Here is a 14,518-nt window from a genome sequence, read left to right as displayed (position 1 = left end):
GCGCTAGCGCTTGGCCCAGTGCACCTCGTACGGCTTGAGCGTGAGGCGTTTGCCGTCGACCGTCACCTGTGTGGGGCGGTTGACGGTGTTCACCACCAGGAGCGCCTTGTCGTCGGCGAGGACGCGGACCGGTGCCTCGTCGAGAGCGACGGTGACGTCCTCGTACGAGGTGCCGGGCGGGAACTCCTTCTGGAAACGCTCGATCAGGGCGAGCATCGGCAACTTCGCGCCGCCGTCGTCCAGTTCGGTGGAGGTCCACAGACAGCCGGCGCAGTCCTTGCCCTGCTTCTGCGGGTTCCAGTAGAACGCCGTGGTCGTCCCGCCCTCGGCCATCGCCATCATGCCGGTGGCCTGCACGGCGACACGGTGCGGTTCGGCCCAGTCGTCCCGGTTGTCGTTGTGGTCGCCCAGCTCGACGTAGTACTCGGCCCACCACAGCGGCAGCCCGCCGGACCGCTCCTTCACCCAGCGGCTGACGTCCGTGAACTTCTCGGTGGCGGCGAACTCGTCGGGGATCAGCTCGTCGTCGGCGGTGTAGCTGGAGCCGTCCACGACCACGAAGTCGGCGCCGGCCTTGTGCTCGTTCCAGTAGTCGAAGGCGTCGAGCACCCGCTGGTCCGCGCTCCCCCACTCGCCCTTGAGCTCGTCGGAGGCGTTCTCCTGCTGGCGCGGGTTGAGGCTGTCCATCACCAGGTACGGGCCGCCGACGAGGATGTCCTTGTTGACCTTCTTCAGCTCGCGGTGGACGAGGTTGTACAGCTTCGTGTAGCCCTCGTAGTCCCAGCGTTCCTCGGCGTCGTTCCAGAAGCCCTTGAACTCGTTCCAGACGATGAAGTGCCGTACGTCGGGGTAGCGCTTGGCGACGGTGGCCGCCAGATCGGCGTAGTCCTGGAAGTGCTTGGGGTCGGGCGGGACTTCGAGCTTGTCCCAGTCGGTGTTCTCGACACCGGCCTTGCCGCCCTTCATCCAGTCGGGCGCGCAGCACAGCGTCACCACGGGGGTGCTGCCGGTGGCGCGGATGAAGTCCATCCGCGCGTCCATCTCGCCGAAGCGGTAACGGCCCGGCGAGGGTTCGGGGTTGTCCGAGCCCCAGCCCATGAGGTGCTGCAGCTGCGGCAGGCGCGGCCCGGCCAGGGTCTTCTCGGCACGTTCGACCGCGCCGTCCTCGCCCTCGTCCGCGCTGTGCTCGGTATGGGTGAACCCCCAGCCGAGCTCGGCGTCCGGCCGGCCGGTGGGGATCGTCGGAGAACCCCACACCTTGTCGCCGTCCGTCGTCGTGCCGGAGGTCGACCCGTTGCCGTCCGGCAGGCTGCTGAGCGTAAGCAGCAGCGCCAGTGCGGCCACACCCACGCCGAGCAACGCGGTGAGCCGCCACCGCCGTGCCCCCGATTTCCACCCATGACGTCCCATCAACGGGCAAGGGTAATCGGGTCAGTTGACGGAATGACAGACTCCGGTGCCACGGGTGTGTAACACCGTCCCTGGTCGGCGCACCCGGCCGGCGAGGCGCCACCCGAAATTCCGTGCAGGGCGCCCCCCGGTGACGGATCATGTACCGCATGCCCGAAAAGGACCCGCGGCACTCGCTGCCGATCAGGCTGAACATGGACGACAGCGACTCACCGTCGGATGTCGTGGACGCGCTGTTCCTCGCGCGGTTCGCCACCGGCGAGCAGCCGTACTCGCACGCCGTGTCGGTCGACCGTGTCAAGGCCGGGCTCGATCTGGTGCCGTCGGAGGCGAAGGTGCTGCGCGCGGTCCGTGACGACGACCGCTCGGCCACCCTCGCCGAGGGCGACGGCTGGACCCTGCTCGTCTCGCGCTGGAACCGCGGTGCCGACGTGACGGTGACCGCCACCTCGGCCGACCTCGCCGAGCGCATCGCCAAGCAGGTCACCGCCGACGCGGCCGACGAGCCCGCGCCGCAGCCCGAGAACGTCACGATGGGCTTCTGGTACGTGTCGCCGCGCCGCGGCCCGTACCGCACGACGCGGCAGATCTCCGCCGGTTCCTGGGACGAGGTGCGGCCCAACTACACGGCGCCCGTGGCCGATGCGATGGACCGGCTGATGAAGACCACGCCCGAGGACATCGCGGGCCGGCTGCTCCTGCTGCACGGGCCGCCCGGCACGGGCAAGACCTCGGCGCTGCGCACCCTGGCCCGCTCGTGGCGCGACTGGTGCCAGGTGGACTGCGTGCTCGACCCGGAGCGGCTGTTCAGCGACGTCGGCTATCTGATGGACATCGCGATCGGCGAGGAGGACGGCACCGGCAAGAGCCGCTGGCGGCTGCTGCTGCTCGAGGACTGCGACGAACTGATCCGCGGCGAGGCCAAGCACACCGCGGGCCAGGCCCTGTCCCGGCTGCTCAACCTCACGGACGGACTGCTCGGCCAGGGCCGCAACGTCCTCGTCGGTGTCACCACCAACGAGGACCTGGAGCGGCTGCACCCCGCGGTCGTACGGCCCGGGCGCTGTCTCGCCCGGATCGAGGTGGGCGGACTCACCCGGCGCGAGTCCCTGGACTGGCTGGGCACGGACTTCCCGGACGCCGAGTCCGCCGTGGGCCGGGGCGGCGCGACGCTCGCCGAGCTGTTCGCGCTGCGGCGCGGGGTGTCGCCGACTGCGCTGCCGGAGCCTCGGGGCGGGGAGGATGCGGGGCTGTACCTGTAGGCCTCCGGGGGCGTTGTCAGGAATACGCCGCCCGCACCGCGTTCTCGGCCGCCGCGAGGGCAGCCGCCCGGTCGAGGCCGAGCCGGCGGGCCTGGGCGGCGTAGGCGGCGGCCGCCTCCGCGGCCTTCTGCTCGGCGGCGCCGCCGGCCGCCGCGACGAAGGTGCCGTTGCGGCCGCGGGTCTCGATCACACCGTCGGCTTCGAGGGCCTTGTACGCCTTGGCCACCGTGTTCGCGGCGAGCCCGAGCGTCTCGGCGAGACCGCGCACGGTGGGCAGCTTGTAGCCCACCGGCAGCGCTCCCGAACGTGCCTGCCCGGAGATCTGGGCGCGGACCTGCTCATACGGCGCTTCGGCTGCGCCCTGGTCGATACGGAGCTTCAAAGTCACGGGCCCGATTGTGGCAGCCGGGCACGGGGCGGCGAAGGCACGGGCCCGGTGCGGTGCCGTGCGAGTTCCCCGTCGCCTCCGCATCCGTCCGCAGGCGACTGCGCATCCGCCGCACATACCTAGGCCGAAGTCCCGTATACCTACCGCGCCGTAATTCGGAGGCGCACCTCCCGCATGGCACGTAACGTCCCTGACCATGACCGTCATCGTCCGTGCCTTCTGCCCCGAGGACGCTTCGGCCGCCACCGAAGTGCTCCGCGCCGCCCTGCCGTTCATGGTGACCACCCCCGAGGCGATGCTGTGGGACGCGTCGCATGCCGCGCCCGCGAGCCGCTATCAGCTCTTCGTCGCCGAGCGGGGCGGTGAGATCGTGGCGCGCGGCGAGGCCGGGATCGCGCACGAGAGCAGCACGCCCGGGCAGGCCTTCGCGAATGTCTACGTCCGTCCCGAGCACCGCGGGCACGGGGTGGGCGCCCTGGTGCTGCGCACGGCGGAGGAGTACGTGGCGGACGCCGGGGCCGACACGGTCTATTCCTGGGTGCTCGACGAGGTGGCGAACCGTTCCTTCGCCGAGCGCCGCGGCTATCGCGCCAGCCGCTCGGCGCACTTTCTGCGCCTGGACCTGGCGGAGGGATCGCTGCCGTCGCTGCCCGCGCTTCCCGCGGATGTCGAGCTCGTACCGGTGTCGTCCTTCGCGGACGATCCCCGGCCGATGTTCGCCCTCGACGCGGAGTGCACGGCGGACGAGCCGGGCGATCTGGACGCCTCGCTCGACGACTTCGGCGAGTGGCTCGACTCGACCTGGCGTCATCCGCTGCTCGACCGCGAGCTGAGCACGGTCGCGCTGGTCGACGGGACACCCGCCGCGTTCACCGCGGCCCGCACGGACGGCCGCACCCGCTACGCGTCCGGCATGACAGGTACGGCACGGGCGTTCCGCGGCCGCGGCCTGGCGAAACTCGCGAAGACCGACTCGCTGCACCGGGCACGGGCAGCCGGGTACACCGAGGCGTTCACGGGCAACGACTCGGGCAACGGTCCGATGCTGGCGATCAACAAGTGGTTCGGATACGACATCTGCGCGACGGAGGTGCGTTATGTCCGCGACCTCGGCTGAGGTACTCATGCAAGACATGGTCAAGGTCCATCTCACCAAGGCGGGCCGTACGAAGATCCGTTACCCCGCGCTGCTGCTCGCGGACGACGGCACCCAGGTGACGGTCCGTGCGCCGTGGGCGGCTGACGGGGTGCGGGACTTCGGGTTCGTGCGCTTCGAGCCCGGCGATGTCTTCACCGAGCACTTCTGGCGCGACCGCTGGTATGCGGTCAAGGAGGTGCGTACGGCGGAGGGCTCGCTGAAGGGCTGGTACTGCGACATCACCCGGCCCGCGGTCCTCGAGGAGGGCGAACTCGTCGTCGAGGACCTGGACTTGGACCTGTGGGTGTCCGCGGACGGTGCGACGGTGCTGCGTCTGGACGAGGACGAGTTCGCCGCGAGCGGCCTGGCGGACCGGGATCCGAAGGCGGCCGAGGAGGCCCTGCGCGCCCTCGACGAACTCGAAGTCGTCGCCCAGGTCACGGGGTTGACGACGATCCTGGACTGAGCGGGCGGCCGTCGGCCACCAGCTCGACCTCGTATCCGAGGGAGTCCTCGAGGTAAGCGGCACAGTGCTGCCTGCCGCCCGCATACGGATGGTCCTCGGCGTACAGCAGGGACCATCCGTGGGCGGCGGCCCGCTCCACCAGGGCGTCCAGTGCCGCCCGGTCGCGCACATGGAACGCGAGGTGGTTGAGGCCGGGCGCGGTGCGCTCATGGCGGTCGCCGGCCAGGTCCCTGGACTGCTCGATCACCACATAGGTGTCGCCGAGCCGCCAGCTGCGGCCCAACTCCCAGCTCTGATACGGAACGTAGCCCAGCTCGCCGAGCAGCCAGGCCCAGGAGGCCGCGGCCGCGTCCAGGTCCGGCACCCACAGCTCGATGTGGTGCAGGGCGCCCGCCGTCGTGCCGGGCAGCCGTACGGAACGGTCGCGGTCCTCCTCGTACGCGATGGCGTCGTCGTCCTCGTGCCAGTGCAGCAGGAAGCGCTCGCCCCTTGCGTACGCCTCCAGTCCGGCGTGGGCGTACGCGACCGTGCCCTCCGGCAGGGCGGTCAGCGGGAACCAGGACAGGGCGTCGCACTTGTCCGGCTCACAGTTGACCGGGGTCTGGTCCGTGGCCGCCTCGAAGAACCAGCCGATCCGCGGGGCGCCGCCGGGGCCGCGGTGCTGCATCACCAGGGCGGTCCGCACATCCGCCGCGGCGATCCGCAGGCCCACCTCCTCCTCCGCCTCGCGCAGCAGCGCCGCCCGGACGTCCTCGCCGTCCTCGACATGGCCGGACGGCAGATGCCACAGGCCGTCCGCATAGCCGGTGCCCGCGCGGCGGGCGAGCAGCACCTCGTCGCCCCGGCGGACGATGAGATGGACGTCGACGACCTCGCGATGGCGCCGCGGCTCCTGGCGCGCCACCACCGCGTACCGCAGATCGTCGGCCTGTTCGCCCCACAGGCGGCTGTCCTGCGCCAGGTCCTGGACGTGCACCCGGGCCGCGAGCGGGGCCAGCGCCTCCGTGATCCGCTCCACGGGCAGCCCGCTGCCGCCCCGGACGCCCTCGACGAGCACGAGGCGCCCGCCGGGCCGCAGCAGCGCATACCAGTGCCGCAGGACCGCCGCGGGGTCGGCGAAGGTGCACAGCACATGGCGGGCCAGGACCACGTCGAACTTCTCCTCGCCGACGGGCGGCCGGGCGGCGTCACCGACCAGCACGCGCGCCTCGGGGCCGAGCTTCGCCCGCGCGCGCTCCGCCATGGCCGGGGACAGGTCGACCCCCGTGACCCGGTGACCCTGCTCCCGCGCGAGCAGCGCCAGACTCCCCGTACCGCAGCCGAGGTCGAGCACGTCGCAGGGCGCACGCGGCAGCCAGTCCGCGAGGCGTTCCGCCCAGGCCGCGCGGATGTCGGGGCGGTCGGCTGCGTGATCGTTCATGCCGTGATCCTCGCAGCCGCCACTGACAATCCCCCCGGCCACAGTGGAGGGACCTCAACGCCCTTGTGGTGCAAGGAATTCACGTGCTGTCCCACATGCTGAAACATGAGGGTCGGACCCTGGTCCAGGAGGGAAGAAACCCGACAGGAAGTGAGAAGCACCACTGACAAACCGGGCGGCGATGAGAAAGGCTCCTCGCCCGGGTCTAACCGAGTGGATGAACGGTACTCAGCACCCGGGCGACTCGACGCTAGGAGGCCACCATGCGCCGCCAGACGATCCGCAAGCCGATCCCCAAGCCCGCCGTCCGCCGTGAGCGTGAGCGCTCCGAGGAAGCCCAGCGCAGGGTGGGCCCGCGTCCGGAAGTGCGCGAGGACATTCACAAGACATGGTGGCCAGAGGGCTGAGCCCCATGGGTATCTTCAGACATACGCCGACGGGGCGCGAGGGCTGATCCCCCGCGCCCCGTCACGTATCAGAGCGTCCGGTTCTCCGCCGGACGGTCAGACCGTGGCGTCCTCACGGTCCTGCTCCGCCCTGCGCCCCCGGAACACCAGCTTCTTCAGGAGCGGCCAGGCGAGCAGCAGCAGGATCACCACGTAGACGGTGACCGAGAACGGCGTGTTCACCAGGCCCGTCACGCTGCCGTCGCTGATCTGCAGCGCGCGCCGCAGCTGCTGTTCGGCGGCCGGGCCGAGGATGACACCGATGACGGCGGGCAGGACCGGCAGCCCGTAGCGCCGCATGCCGAACCCGAGCAGACCGATGAGCAGCAGGATCACCAGGTCGATCGCCTCGCCGGCCACCGCGTACGCGCCGACTCCCGCGAAGAACAGGATCCCCGCGTACAGGTACGGGCGCGGGATGCGCAGGAGCTTGGCCCACAGCGGGGCGAGCGGCAGGTTGAGGCAGAGCAGCAGCACCATGCCGACGAACAGCGAGGCGATGAGGCCCCAGACCAGCTCGGGCTCTCGGTCGAACAGGAGCGGGCCCGGCTGGATGCCGTACTGCTGGAAGGCGGCGAGCATCACGGCGGCGACGGCCGTGGTGGGCAGGCCGAGCGTGAGCATCGAGACGAGCGTGCCCGCCGCGGACGCGGAGGCGGCCGATTCGGGTCCGGCCACCCCCTCGATGGCGCCCTTGCCGAACTCGTTCTTGTGCTTGGACAGGCGCTTCTCGGTGACGTACGAGAGGAAGGTCGGGATCTCCGCGCCGCCGGCCGGGATCGCGCCGAACGGGAAGCCGATCACCGGACCGCGCAGCCAGGACTTCCAGGACCGCTTGACGTCCGCCTTGCCGAGCCAGGGCCGGCCGACCGGGATCGCCTCGGGGTTCCCGCGCCGCAGATGCGCGGCCACCCACAGGGCCTCGCCGATGGCGAAGAGGCCGACCGCGACGATCACCACGTCCACACCGTCGGCCAGCTGGAGCGAGCCGAAGGTCAGACGCTGCTGTCCGGTCATCTGGTCGAGGCCGACCAGGCCGATGGTGAGACCGATGAGCAGCGAGGCGAGCCCGCGGATACGGGACGAGCCGAGCACGCTGGTCACGGCGATGAACGCGAGCACCATGATGGCGAAGTAGTCCGGCGCACCGATGTCCACCGCGAGGTCCGCGATCTTCGGCGCGAGCGCGACGAGCAGGATCGTGCCGACCATGCCGCCCGCGAAGTGCCCGATCGCGGCGGCCGCGAGGGCTTGTGCGCCGCGGCCGGACTTGGCCATCGGGTTGCCCTCGATGGCGGCCACCACCGCGGCGCTCTCGCCGGGGGTGTTGAGCAGGATCGAGGTGGTCGAACCGCCGAACATCGCCCCGTAGTAGATGCCCGCGAACATGATGAACGCGCCGGTCGGGTCGAGTCCGTACGTGACGGGGAGCAGCAGCGCCACGGCCATCGCGGGGCCGATGCCGGGCAGCACGCCGATCGCCGTGCCGAGCAGCACGCCTATGGCGGCCCAGAGCAGATTGATGGGCGTCAGGGCCGTACCGAAGCCGTCCATCAGGGAGTTGAGAGCGTTCATGTCACAGCGCTCCGATCAGCGGGCCGCCGGGGAGCGGGACTCCGAGCAGGTTGTTGAAGACGGCGTAGGTGACGACGGAGAGCACTGCCGCGATCAGCGGGTCGCGGTCGATCCGCCGTGAGCCGAGCGCGAAGGCCGCGCCCCAGAAGAGCAGCGCTCCGGCGATGGGGAAGCCGAGCGGGCCGATGAGGACCGCGAAGCCGAGGAAGACGCCGGTGAGCAGCAACACCGTGCGCATGTCGGCCGGTTCGGACAGATCGATGTCCTCACCGCCCTCCGCCTCGCCGCGGCCGCCGCGCAGCACGTCGATCGCGAGCAGGATGGCGATGACGAGCAGTCCGATGCCGACCACGATCGGCACGGTCCTCGGCCCGATCGGGCCGCGCTGCTCGATGTCCACCTCCATCGTCAGCGCGTCGGTGAGGACGAGGACGCCGAGCGCCAACAGAAGGACGGAGACACCGAGTTCGGAGTATTCGCGCAGCCAGGACTTGCGCGGCTCCGCCGGCTTCGGGGGTTCGATGGTGGTGGTCACAGCCCCAGCTCCTTCAGTACGGACACCACGCGCTTGTCCTCGCTCTCCAGGAAGTCGCCGAACTCGTCGCCGCTGAGGAAGGCGTCGTCCCAGCCGTTGGTCTTCAGCGACTTCTTCCACTCGGGCGAGTCATGGAGCTCCTCGAAGAACTCGATGAGCTTCTTCCGCTCGTCCTCGTCGAGGCCGGGCGGGGCGACGATGCCGCGCCAGTTGGTGAAGTTCACGTCGTATCCGGACTCCATGAGGGTCGGGCCGTCGAGGCCCGGTACGCGCTCGGGTCCGGTCACGGCGAGCAGCCGCAGCTCACCGGACTTGATCTGGTCCAGGTACTCGCCGACGCCCGAGACGCCGAAGGCGACCTTGTTGCCGAGGATCGAGGCGAGCAGTTCGCCGCCGCCGTCGAACGGGATGTAGTTGACGTCCTTGGGCGCGATCCCGGCGGCCTGCGCCATCAGCATCGGCGCGAGGTGGTCGGGTCCGCCGGGCGAGGAGCCGCCGCCGACCGGCAGCTTGCCCGGGTTCTTCTTCCAGGCGCCGACGAGATCGTCGATCGTCTTGTACGGGGAGTCCTTGGCCACCACGACGACGTCCTGCTCCTGGGTGAGTCGGGCGATCGGGGTGGTGTCGGCGAGGGTCTTCGGCGAGTGGTTGGAGCGCGCGGCGCCGACCACGCCGAGGCCCATGGACATGGCGAGCTTGCCGTTGCCCTTGTCCTCGGCGATCCGGGCCAGGCCCACGGTGCCGCCGGCGCCGGGCATGTTGAACACCTCGATGCCGTGCGTGAGTCCGGCGTCCTCGGCGTCCTTGGCGGCGGTCCGCGCGGTGACGTCGTAACCGCCGCCGGGGGTGTTGGGGACCATGAAGCGCAGCCTGGGGATCTTGGTGCCGTCATCGGCATCGCTGCCCGCCGAGAGCAGCGGCGGGGCCCCGAGGACGAGGAGCGCGGCCCCGAGCAGGGCGAGGGGAGTGCGCAGACGCACGTGTGCCACCACCTGTCGGTCTGTAAGGGGTTGTTAAAGGGTTGTGAGGTGGCCCACATGTTGCCTGCGCGTTAACAAGCTGTCTCTCTTCCGCAAGCAACGGACGTTGTGGTCGTTGTGGTCGCGTGCTTAACCTGCGCCGATGAACGCGCGGAACCCCTCTCCCACGACCGTCCTGGTGGTCGACGACGACTTCATGGTGGCCAAGCTGCACAGCCGCTATGTGGCCGCGATGGAGGGCTTCACCGTGGTGGGCGTGGCCCACAACGGTGCGGAGGCCCTGCGCGCGGCCGAGCGACTGCGCCCCGATCTGGTCCTGCTCGATGTGTACTTGCCGGACATGGACGGCATTTCGGTCCTGCGGGAGCTGCGTGCCGCGGAGGAGCAGGACCCCTCCCGCCCTCCCGTCGACGCCCTCTTCATCACGGCCGCACGGGACGCGGAGATCATCCGCTCCGCGCTGCGCGCGGGCGCGCTGCACTACCTGATCAAGCCCTTCAACCAGGCGGCGCTGCAGGAGCAGTTGCGGCATGTGGCGGCCCTGCGCACCCGGCTCGACACCCTGGACGAGGCCCGCCAGGAGGACGTCGACCAGATCTTCGGCACCCGCCCGCCGGGCTCGCGCGAACTCCCCAAGGGCCTCGCGGCGCACACCGCGGAACTGGTGGAACGCGTCCTGCGCGACCACCCACCGGGCCTGTCCGCCACGGAATGCGCCCAGGCCGGCTCCCTGTCCCGCGTCAGCGCCCGCCGCTACCTGGAGTACTTCGCGGATACGGGGCGGGCGGAGGTCACCCTCAAGTACGGGGGGACGGGGCGGCCGGAGCGGCGGTATCGGTGGGTGGGGTGAGGCTGCTCAACCGGCAAGGCCGAGGTCGGTTCTCATCAGCTCGCGCAGCCTGGTCAGCGACTGGTCGTAGGCAGCCTGGGCTGCCCGAAATTCCGGTGTGCCGCTCACAGCGCCATTCGCCACGACGTCTCGGAAGTCGCGCAGCCGGCGGAAACAGGCGTCCGACGCGGTGACCATGCCTGCGGGTGCGGAGATCGTCATGTGGTAGCGGAGCGGATAGGAATCACCTCGGCGCCACGCCTCGCTCGCCCGAACAGGCAGCTCATTGCGATCGGGGCTGCTCGCGAGCGCATACAGGTCATCGGCCACGCGCGAGAGGGCAGCCAGGAAATCCGCATACAGCTGCTGTCGCAGGCCCTGCCGACGCTGAGATTCCTCCCGGGACGCACGCAGCCGCTCCGCCAGCAAGGTGGATCCGACGCCGATGAGCGCCCCCAGGCACGTCGCAGCAAGAGTGATCCACTCCACCGGCCCAAAAACCCTTCTTCCCTGAGCGAGTTGGCCCTTGCCATACAGAGGGCACAAGTGCGACCAGCATGGTTTCAGGCCCGCTCACACTCCGGGGGCAGGTCGAGCCCGATGAGCTTGTACCGCTTCGCAACGAGATCCGTTTCGCAGCGGACCCGCTCGCGCAAGTCGCGAAGTGCCTGATTGAACAGGCCATCGAGCCCAACGGAACCTTCGTCCGTGAAGCGGCCGCCATCGTGTCCGCCGGCCTCGATGAAATCGGTGAACGCCTGGCGGATGGCTCTGACCCAGGTGCGCAGGTCGCTGTTCGGCTTCTGGATCTGATCGAGGTACTCCGACAGCTTCATACGACAGTCGGCCGCGGAAGCGAGGCACGCACCGGCCTCGCTCTCGGGGCGGCCCCACCCGATCGTGAGGACGCGCTTGTCAGCAAGGAAGTCCATGAGCTGCTGCGCCAACCGGCGATCGGATTTCGTGAACTCCCAGTTCACGCCAACACCAAGCACACTGATGGCAGTTGGTCTCAAACGCATGCTTCCCCCGGTTGATGCGATACCTCGCAAACTCATATCAGACGACCGCTCGGGTGCGGCTGCCGCCCTCGGCTCCGCCGAGGGGTTGTCTCGCCGCCCGACGGGCGTAGCACGCCGCCCTGATCGAGGCCGCACTCGCTGATCAGCTCCGCCGAACCGGACATCACGGGCGCGCACTTAACCGCCTCTGATCGATTCCTTAAAGCGACCATAAGGATCACCTTCAGGCCGCCTCAGCAGGCGAAATCGTGGATCTCACGGGCTAGCTTCGTGTCTCGCCGGGGCGGGTTCGACCCGGCGGTGCAGCAGTTGTTCGGGGGGCCGCACCGACGGTACGTACCCGCCCCGTATCCCCCACGCACCCCCCAGAAGTCGCTCAAGGAGATCCACACATGACCGCTCGCCGCAAAGTCGCCTACGCCGCAGCCGCCGGTGTCGCCCCGCTCGCGCTGACCGCGCTGGCGATATCCCCGGCCGCCGCGCACGGTTCGATGACGGACCCGGTGAGCCGTGTCGCCGCCTGCTACGCGGAGGGTCCGGAGTCGCCGGACTCGGCCGCGTGCAAGGCCGCCGTCGCCGCCTCCGGCGTCCAGGCCTTCTACGACTGGAACGGCGTCAACATCGCCAACGCCGCGGGCAAGTCGAAGGAGATCATCCCCGACGGCAAGCTGTGCAGCGCGGGCAACGACAAGTACAAGGGCCTCGACCTGGCCCGCGGCGACTGGCCGTCCTCGAAGCTCTCCTCGGGCAGCCACACCTTCCGTTACAAGGGCACGGCCCCGCACAAGGGCTCGTTCGAGCTGTACATCACCAAGGACGGCTACGACCCGTCGAAGCCGCTGAAGTGGTCGGACCTGGAGGCGACGCCGTTCGCCAAGGTCACCGACCCCAAGATGGAGAACGGCGACTACGTCTTCTCCGGGAACATCCCGCAGAAGTCCGGCCGCCACCTGATCTACTCGATCTGGCAGCGCTCGGACTCCCCCGAGGCCTTCTACACCTGCTCCGACGTGGTCTTCGGCGCCGACAACGGCTCGGCGGGCAGCGGCAGTTCGCCCTCGGAGGGCTCGGGCGGCTCGGACGAGCAGGCCCCGGCGGCCGAGGCCTCCGCGCCCAGCGACGAGCAGATCAGCGACGGCCAGGACCAGTCGACCGTCGAGCACAACGGCCACGGCGACCAGGACGCGCAGACCGGCGCCGAGGAGTCCGCCGCGCCCGAGGCCAACGCCCCCGAGGCGGCCGGCTCCGCCGACCAGCCGGTGACCGCCGGCGAGAACCTCGCCGAGACCGGTGGCGACTCGACCACCCCGTACATCGCGATGGGCGGCGCGGGTGTGCTCGCCGTCGGCGCGGCTCTGCTGTTCGGCACGGTCCGCCGCCGCGCCTCGACGGGCCGCCACAGCCGCTGACCGGCCCCTGCTCCACCCCCGCCCCACCTCTGCTGCACCTCTGCTCCGGCATCCAGAATCCGGGGGCCACGGGACATGGCCCCCGGAGCCGGCCCCGCCGCCACCGCTCCTCCCCCACCTCAGGGAGCGGTGGCGGCGGCGCGTGCGGCCCGGCTCCTCCGCCCTGTGCGCACGCCCAGCACCGTCCGCCCTGTGCGCACGCCCAGCCCCGTCCGGCCTGCGCGCTGCTCAGTCCCGCGCACACTCCGCGCCGGGAAGGACCTGAACCCCTTCCCCCAACGGGGAGTTGCCCAGGCCGAGCCCCGACCAGAAGACCCCGAGCGATGCCACCGGCCTGCCCTCCGGAGCGGTGACGAAGAACTCCGAAACGTATCTGCCGCCACCCGCCGTACGCCCCTCGACCAGCAGCACCTGCCCGCCGTCCGAGGTCCGCGTGTCCGGAACGGCCGCGCCGCGGAGCACGCGCGGCATGCCGCCCGGCTTCAGGCAGCGCTGCCGTACGGACTCCTCCCAGGCGTCCTCGCACGCCTGCCGCTGCAGTACGGACTTGCAGAACTCCCGTGCGCTGCCCGCGGGGGCGCGCCGCGCGACCCGCTGAAGGACCTCGACGGCCTGCTCCTTGCTCACCTTCGCAGGCCCGCCGTCCCGCTGCCGTCCTTCCGCCCCGTCCTCGCAGGCCGACAGCACGGCCAGGGCAAGCACGGTCGCCGCCAGGGCGGAGACGTACACAGAGCGCGCCGAGCGCACCATTCGCCACCCCAGTTCCCTTGTACGGCAAGCAAGTTCAGCGATCATCCACGGTGGTGCGGGCCGCGCGCACATCTTTTATTCGCCTGTTGAGCAACATCTGAGGTCGGGACCCGGTACGGACCCCGCGGCCAGCCACACCCGTTCCCGGCGGCCGAGGCCCTACGATCCCGCCGTGCCCGAATTCCGTATCGCCCAGCGCAGCACGCTCCCCGTCGCCGAGGCCTGGCGCCGTGTCACGGACTGGGAGCGCCACGCGGCCCTGGTCCCGTTCACGCGCACGAGACTGCTCACCGACGGCCCCAACCGCGAGGGCACCCGCTTCGTCGCGCGCACGGGCCTCGGCCCCCTCGGCTTCGACGACCCGATGGAGATCACGCTCTGGCAGCCGCCGTCCCCCGAGGCCCGCTGCCGCCTCACCAAAACGGGCAAGGTGATGACGGGCTGGGCCGAGATCGAGGTCCACCCGGCGGTGCGCGGCCCCGGCTCGTACGTCGTCTGGCGCGAGGATCTGCGCCTCACCAAGCTCCCCCGCCTCTTCGACGAGGCGACGGCCCGCGCGGGCCGCGTGGTGTTCGGATACGCGCTCAGACGGCTCCTGAAGTAGTCGGCGCCAAGCGGGGAACTCGGTCCTGGAGAGCGAGCCGCACCACCGGGGTGGGCTCGACGACCAGAGGGGCCGCCATGCTCGGTATCGCCGCAGCAGTGCTGTTCTTCCTCGCGTTCCTCTTCAACGCGACGGACCTCGACGGAAACGACGTGTTCAGCTCGACGAACCTCATGCTGCTCGGCCTGATGCTGCTCGCCCTCCAGGTGGCGGGCATCGGCGCCGGCTGGTCGGGAGGGCGCCGCAGGACCCGCAGGTGAACCACCGGCACCCCGAGACCCCCG

Annotated in this window: 17 protein-coding genes; 8 read left to right on the top strand and 9 right to left on the bottom strand. The window is 70.5% G+C overall.

The window, feature by feature from the left end; genetic code table 11:
- Positions 1 to 3: 3 nt before the first annotated feature.
- On the bottom strand, positions 4 to 1,410 hold the full coding sequence (locus H9Y04_RS22670) for a GH39 family glycosyl hydrolase (RefSeq protein ID WP_187815821.1): 1,407 nt from the start codon (positions 1,408 to 1,410) through the stop codon (positions 4 to 6).
- 149 nt (positions 1,411 to 1,559) lie between these two features.
- Between H9Y04_RS22670 and H9Y04_RS22665 the strand changes: the two genes are divergently transcribed.
- The gene (locus H9Y04_RS22665; protein WP_187815820.1) at positions 1,560 to 2,672 is read left to right on the top strand and encodes a DUF5925 domain-containing protein; all 1,113 of its coding nucleotides are present in this window, start codon (positions 1,560 to 1,562) and stop codon (positions 2,670 to 2,672) included.
- 16 nt (positions 2,673 to 2,688) lie between these two features.
- Here the strand turns inward: H9Y04_RS22665 and H9Y04_RS22660 are convergent, their stop codons facing one another.
- Entirely contained in the window at positions 2,689 to 3,060 is a 372-nt protein-coding gene (locus tag H9Y04_RS22660; RefSeq protein WP_187815819.1) for a GntR family transcriptional regulator, read from the bottom strand.
- A gap of 196 nt (positions 3,061 to 3,256) precedes the next feature.
- Between H9Y04_RS22660 and H9Y04_RS22655 the strand changes: the two genes are divergently transcribed.
- The gene (locus tag H9Y04_RS22655; RefSeq protein WP_187815818.1) at positions 3,257 to 4,177 is read left to right on the top strand and encodes a GNAT family N-acetyltransferase; all 921 of its coding nucleotides are present in this window, start codon (positions 3,257 to 3,259) and stop codon (positions 4,175 to 4,177) included.
- Positions 4,158 to 4,664, top strand: coding sequence for a ribonuclease FAU-1 family protein (locus H9Y04_RS22650; protein WP_187815817.1), 507 nt, complete (start codon positions 4,158 to 4,160; stop codon positions 4,662 to 4,664). Before H9Y04_RS22655 ends, H9Y04_RS22650 begins: the two co-directional genes overlap by 20 nt.
- Here H9Y04_RS22650 and H9Y04_RS22645 read toward each other — a convergent pair.
- Complete coding sequence (locus H9Y04_RS22645; RefSeq protein WP_187815816.1) at positions 4,636 to 6,084, bottom strand: trifunctional class I SAM-dependent methyltransferase/NUDIX hydrolase/VOC family protein; 1,449 nt, start codon at positions 6,082 to 6,084, stop codon at positions 4,636 to 4,638. The genes H9Y04_RS22650 and H9Y04_RS22645 overlap by 29 nt on opposite strands.
- A 263-nt stretch (positions 6,085 to 6,347) precedes the next feature.
- Here H9Y04_RS22645 and H9Y04_RS22640 point away from each other — a divergent pair, with 263 nt between their 5' ends.
- Positions 6,348 to 6,491, top strand: a complete 144-nt coding sequence (locus H9Y04_RS22640; protein WP_187815815.1) for a hypothetical protein — start codon at positions 6,348 to 6,350, stop codon at positions 6,489 to 6,491.
- Between the two features lie 96 nt (positions 6,492 to 6,587).
- Here the strand turns inward: H9Y04_RS22640 and H9Y04_RS22635 are convergent, their stop codons facing one another.
- Genes H9Y04_RS22635 through H9Y04_RS22625 form a run of 3 tightly spaced genes read right to left on the bottom strand, consistent with a single transcriptional unit; the run spans position 6,588 to position 9,620 of the window.
- Positions 6,588 to 8,105: a tripartite tricarboxylate transporter permease gene (locus tag H9Y04_RS22635; RefSeq protein ID WP_187815814.1), complete on the bottom strand. Its 1,518-nt coding sequence runs from the start codon at positions 8,103 to 8,105 to the stop codon at positions 6,588 to 6,590.
- Position 8,106: 1 nt separating this feature from the next.
- Positions 8,107 to 8,640 carry a tripartite tricarboxylate transporter TctB family protein gene (locus H9Y04_RS22630; RefSeq protein ID WP_187815813.1) on the bottom strand — a complete coding sequence of 178 codons (534 nt, stop codon included), beginning with the start codon at positions 8,638 to 8,640 and terminating at the stop codon, positions 8,107 to 8,109.
- Positions 8,637 to 9,620 carry a Bug family tripartite tricarboxylate transporter substrate binding protein gene (locus H9Y04_RS22625; protein WP_187816162.1) on the bottom strand — a complete coding sequence of 328 codons (984 nt, stop codon included), beginning with the start codon at positions 9,618 to 9,620 and terminating at the stop codon, positions 8,637 to 8,639. Before H9Y04_RS22625 ends, H9Y04_RS22630 begins: the two co-directional genes overlap by 4 nt.
- Positions 9,621 to 9,762: 142 nt before the next feature.
- Between H9Y04_RS22625 and H9Y04_RS22620 the strand changes: the two genes are divergently transcribed.
- Complete coding sequence (locus H9Y04_RS22620) at positions 9,763 to 10,470, top strand: response regulator (RefSeq protein ID WP_187815812.1); 708 nt, start codon at positions 9,763 to 9,765, stop codon at positions 10,468 to 10,470.
- A 6-nt stretch (positions 10,471 to 10,476) separates the two neighbouring features.
- Here the strand turns inward: H9Y04_RS22620 and H9Y04_RS22615 are convergent, their stop codons facing one another.
- Both H9Y04_RS22615 and H9Y04_RS22610 read right to left on the bottom strand, forming a co-directional pair.
- Positions 10,477 to 10,938: a hypothetical protein gene (locus H9Y04_RS22615; protein WP_187815811.1), complete on the bottom strand. Its 462-nt coding sequence runs from the start codon at positions 10,936 to 10,938 to the stop codon at positions 10,477 to 10,479.
- Between the two features lie 74 nt (positions 10,939 to 11,012).
- Positions 11,013 to 11,471 (bottom strand): DUF6650 family protein, encoded by a 459-nt coding sequence (locus H9Y04_RS22610; protein ID WP_306660167.1) that lies wholly within the window; start codon positions 11,469 to 11,471, stop codon positions 11,013 to 11,015.
- A gap of 392 nt (positions 11,472 to 11,863) precedes the next feature.
- Here H9Y04_RS22610 and H9Y04_RS22605 point away from each other — a divergent pair, with 392 nt between their 5' ends.
- Positions 11,864 to 12,880, top strand: coding sequence for a lytic polysaccharide monooxygenase (locus tag H9Y04_RS22605; protein WP_187815809.1), 1,017 nt, complete (start codon positions 11,864 to 11,866; stop codon positions 12,878 to 12,880).
- A gap of 228 nt (positions 12,881 to 13,108) precedes the next feature.
- Here H9Y04_RS22605 and H9Y04_RS22600 read toward each other — a convergent pair whose 3' ends face one another.
- On the bottom strand, positions 13,109 to 13,630 hold the full coding sequence (locus H9Y04_RS22600) for a hypothetical protein (RefSeq protein ID WP_187815808.1): 522 nt from the start codon (positions 13,628 to 13,630) through the stop codon (positions 13,109 to 13,111).
- Between the two features lie 172 nt (positions 13,631 to 13,802).
- Here H9Y04_RS22600 and H9Y04_RS22595 point away from each other — a divergent pair, with 172 nt between their 5' ends.
- Both H9Y04_RS22595 and H9Y04_RS22590 read left to right on the top strand, forming a co-directional pair.
- Complete coding sequence (locus H9Y04_RS22595; RefSeq protein WP_187815807.1) at positions 13,803 to 14,234, top strand: SRPBCC family protein; 432 nt, start codon at positions 13,803 to 13,805, stop codon at positions 14,232 to 14,234.
- A 77-nt stretch (positions 14,235 to 14,311) separates the two neighbouring features.
- Complete coding sequence (locus H9Y04_RS22590) at positions 14,312 to 14,494, top strand: hypothetical protein (RefSeq protein ID WP_187815806.1); 183 nt, start codon at positions 14,312 to 14,314, stop codon at positions 14,492 to 14,494.
- Positions 14,495 to 14,518 lie beyond the last annotated feature (24 nt).

This window comes from Streptomyces polyasparticus, from assembly GCF_014493765.1.
GTDB lineage: Bacteria > Actinomycetota > Actinomycetes > Streptomycetales > Streptomycetaceae > Streptomyces > Streptomyces polyasparticus.
The sequence above is the reverse complement of the archived record's forward strand: the minus strand, read 5'-3'. Positions and strand labels throughout refer to the sequence as shown.

Bases quoted from the DNA above. Each gene is read 5' to 3' on its own strand.
- H9Y04_RS22640 (WP_187815815.1), top strand. From the start codon at position 6,348: ATGCGCCGCCAGACGATCCGCAAGCCGATCCCCAAGCCCGCCGTCCGC.
- H9Y04_RS22635 (WP_187815814.1), bottom strand. From the start codon at position 8,105: ATGAACGCTCTCAACTCCCTGATGGACGGCTTCGGTACGGCCCTGACG.
- H9Y04_RS22600 (WP_187815808.1), bottom strand. From the start codon at position 13,630: ATGGTGCGCTCGGCGCGCTCTGTGTACGTCTCCGCCCTGGCGGCGACC.
- H9Y04_RS22670 (WP_187815821.1), bottom strand. From the start codon at position 1,410: ATGGGACGTCATGGGTGGAAATCGGGGGCACGGCGGTGGCGGCTCACC.
- H9Y04_RS22645 (WP_187815816.1), bottom strand. From the start codon at position 6,084: ATGAACGATCACGCAGCCGACCGCCCCGACATCCGCGCGGCCTGGGCG.
- H9Y04_RS22620 (WP_187815812.1), top strand. From the start codon at position 9,763: ATGAACGCGCGGAACCCCTCTCCCACGACCGTCCTGGTGGTCGACGAC.
- H9Y04_RS22605 (WP_187815809.1), top strand. From the start codon at position 11,864: ATGACCGCTCGCCGCAAAGTCGCCTACGCCGCAGCCGCCGGTGTCGCC.
- H9Y04_RS22665 (WP_187815820.1), top strand. From the start codon at position 1,560: ATGCCCGAAAAGGACCCGCGGCACTCGCTGCCGATCAGGCTGAACATG.
- H9Y04_RS22650 (WP_187815817.1), top strand. From the start codon at position 4,158: ATGTCCGCGACCTCGGCTGAGGTACTCATGCAAGACATGGTCAAGGTC.
- H9Y04_RS22610 (WP_306660167.1), bottom strand. From the start codon at position 11,471: ATGCGTTTGAGACCAACTGCCATCAGTGTGCTTGGTGTTGGCGTGAAC.
- H9Y04_RS22655 (WP_187815818.1), top strand. From the start codon at position 3,257: ATGACCGTCATCGTCCGTGCCTTCTGCCCCGAGGACGCTTCGGCCGCC.
- H9Y04_RS22590 (WP_187815806.1), top strand. From the start codon at position 14,312: ATGCTCGGTATCGCCGCAGCAGTGCTGTTCTTCCTCGCGTTCCTCTTC.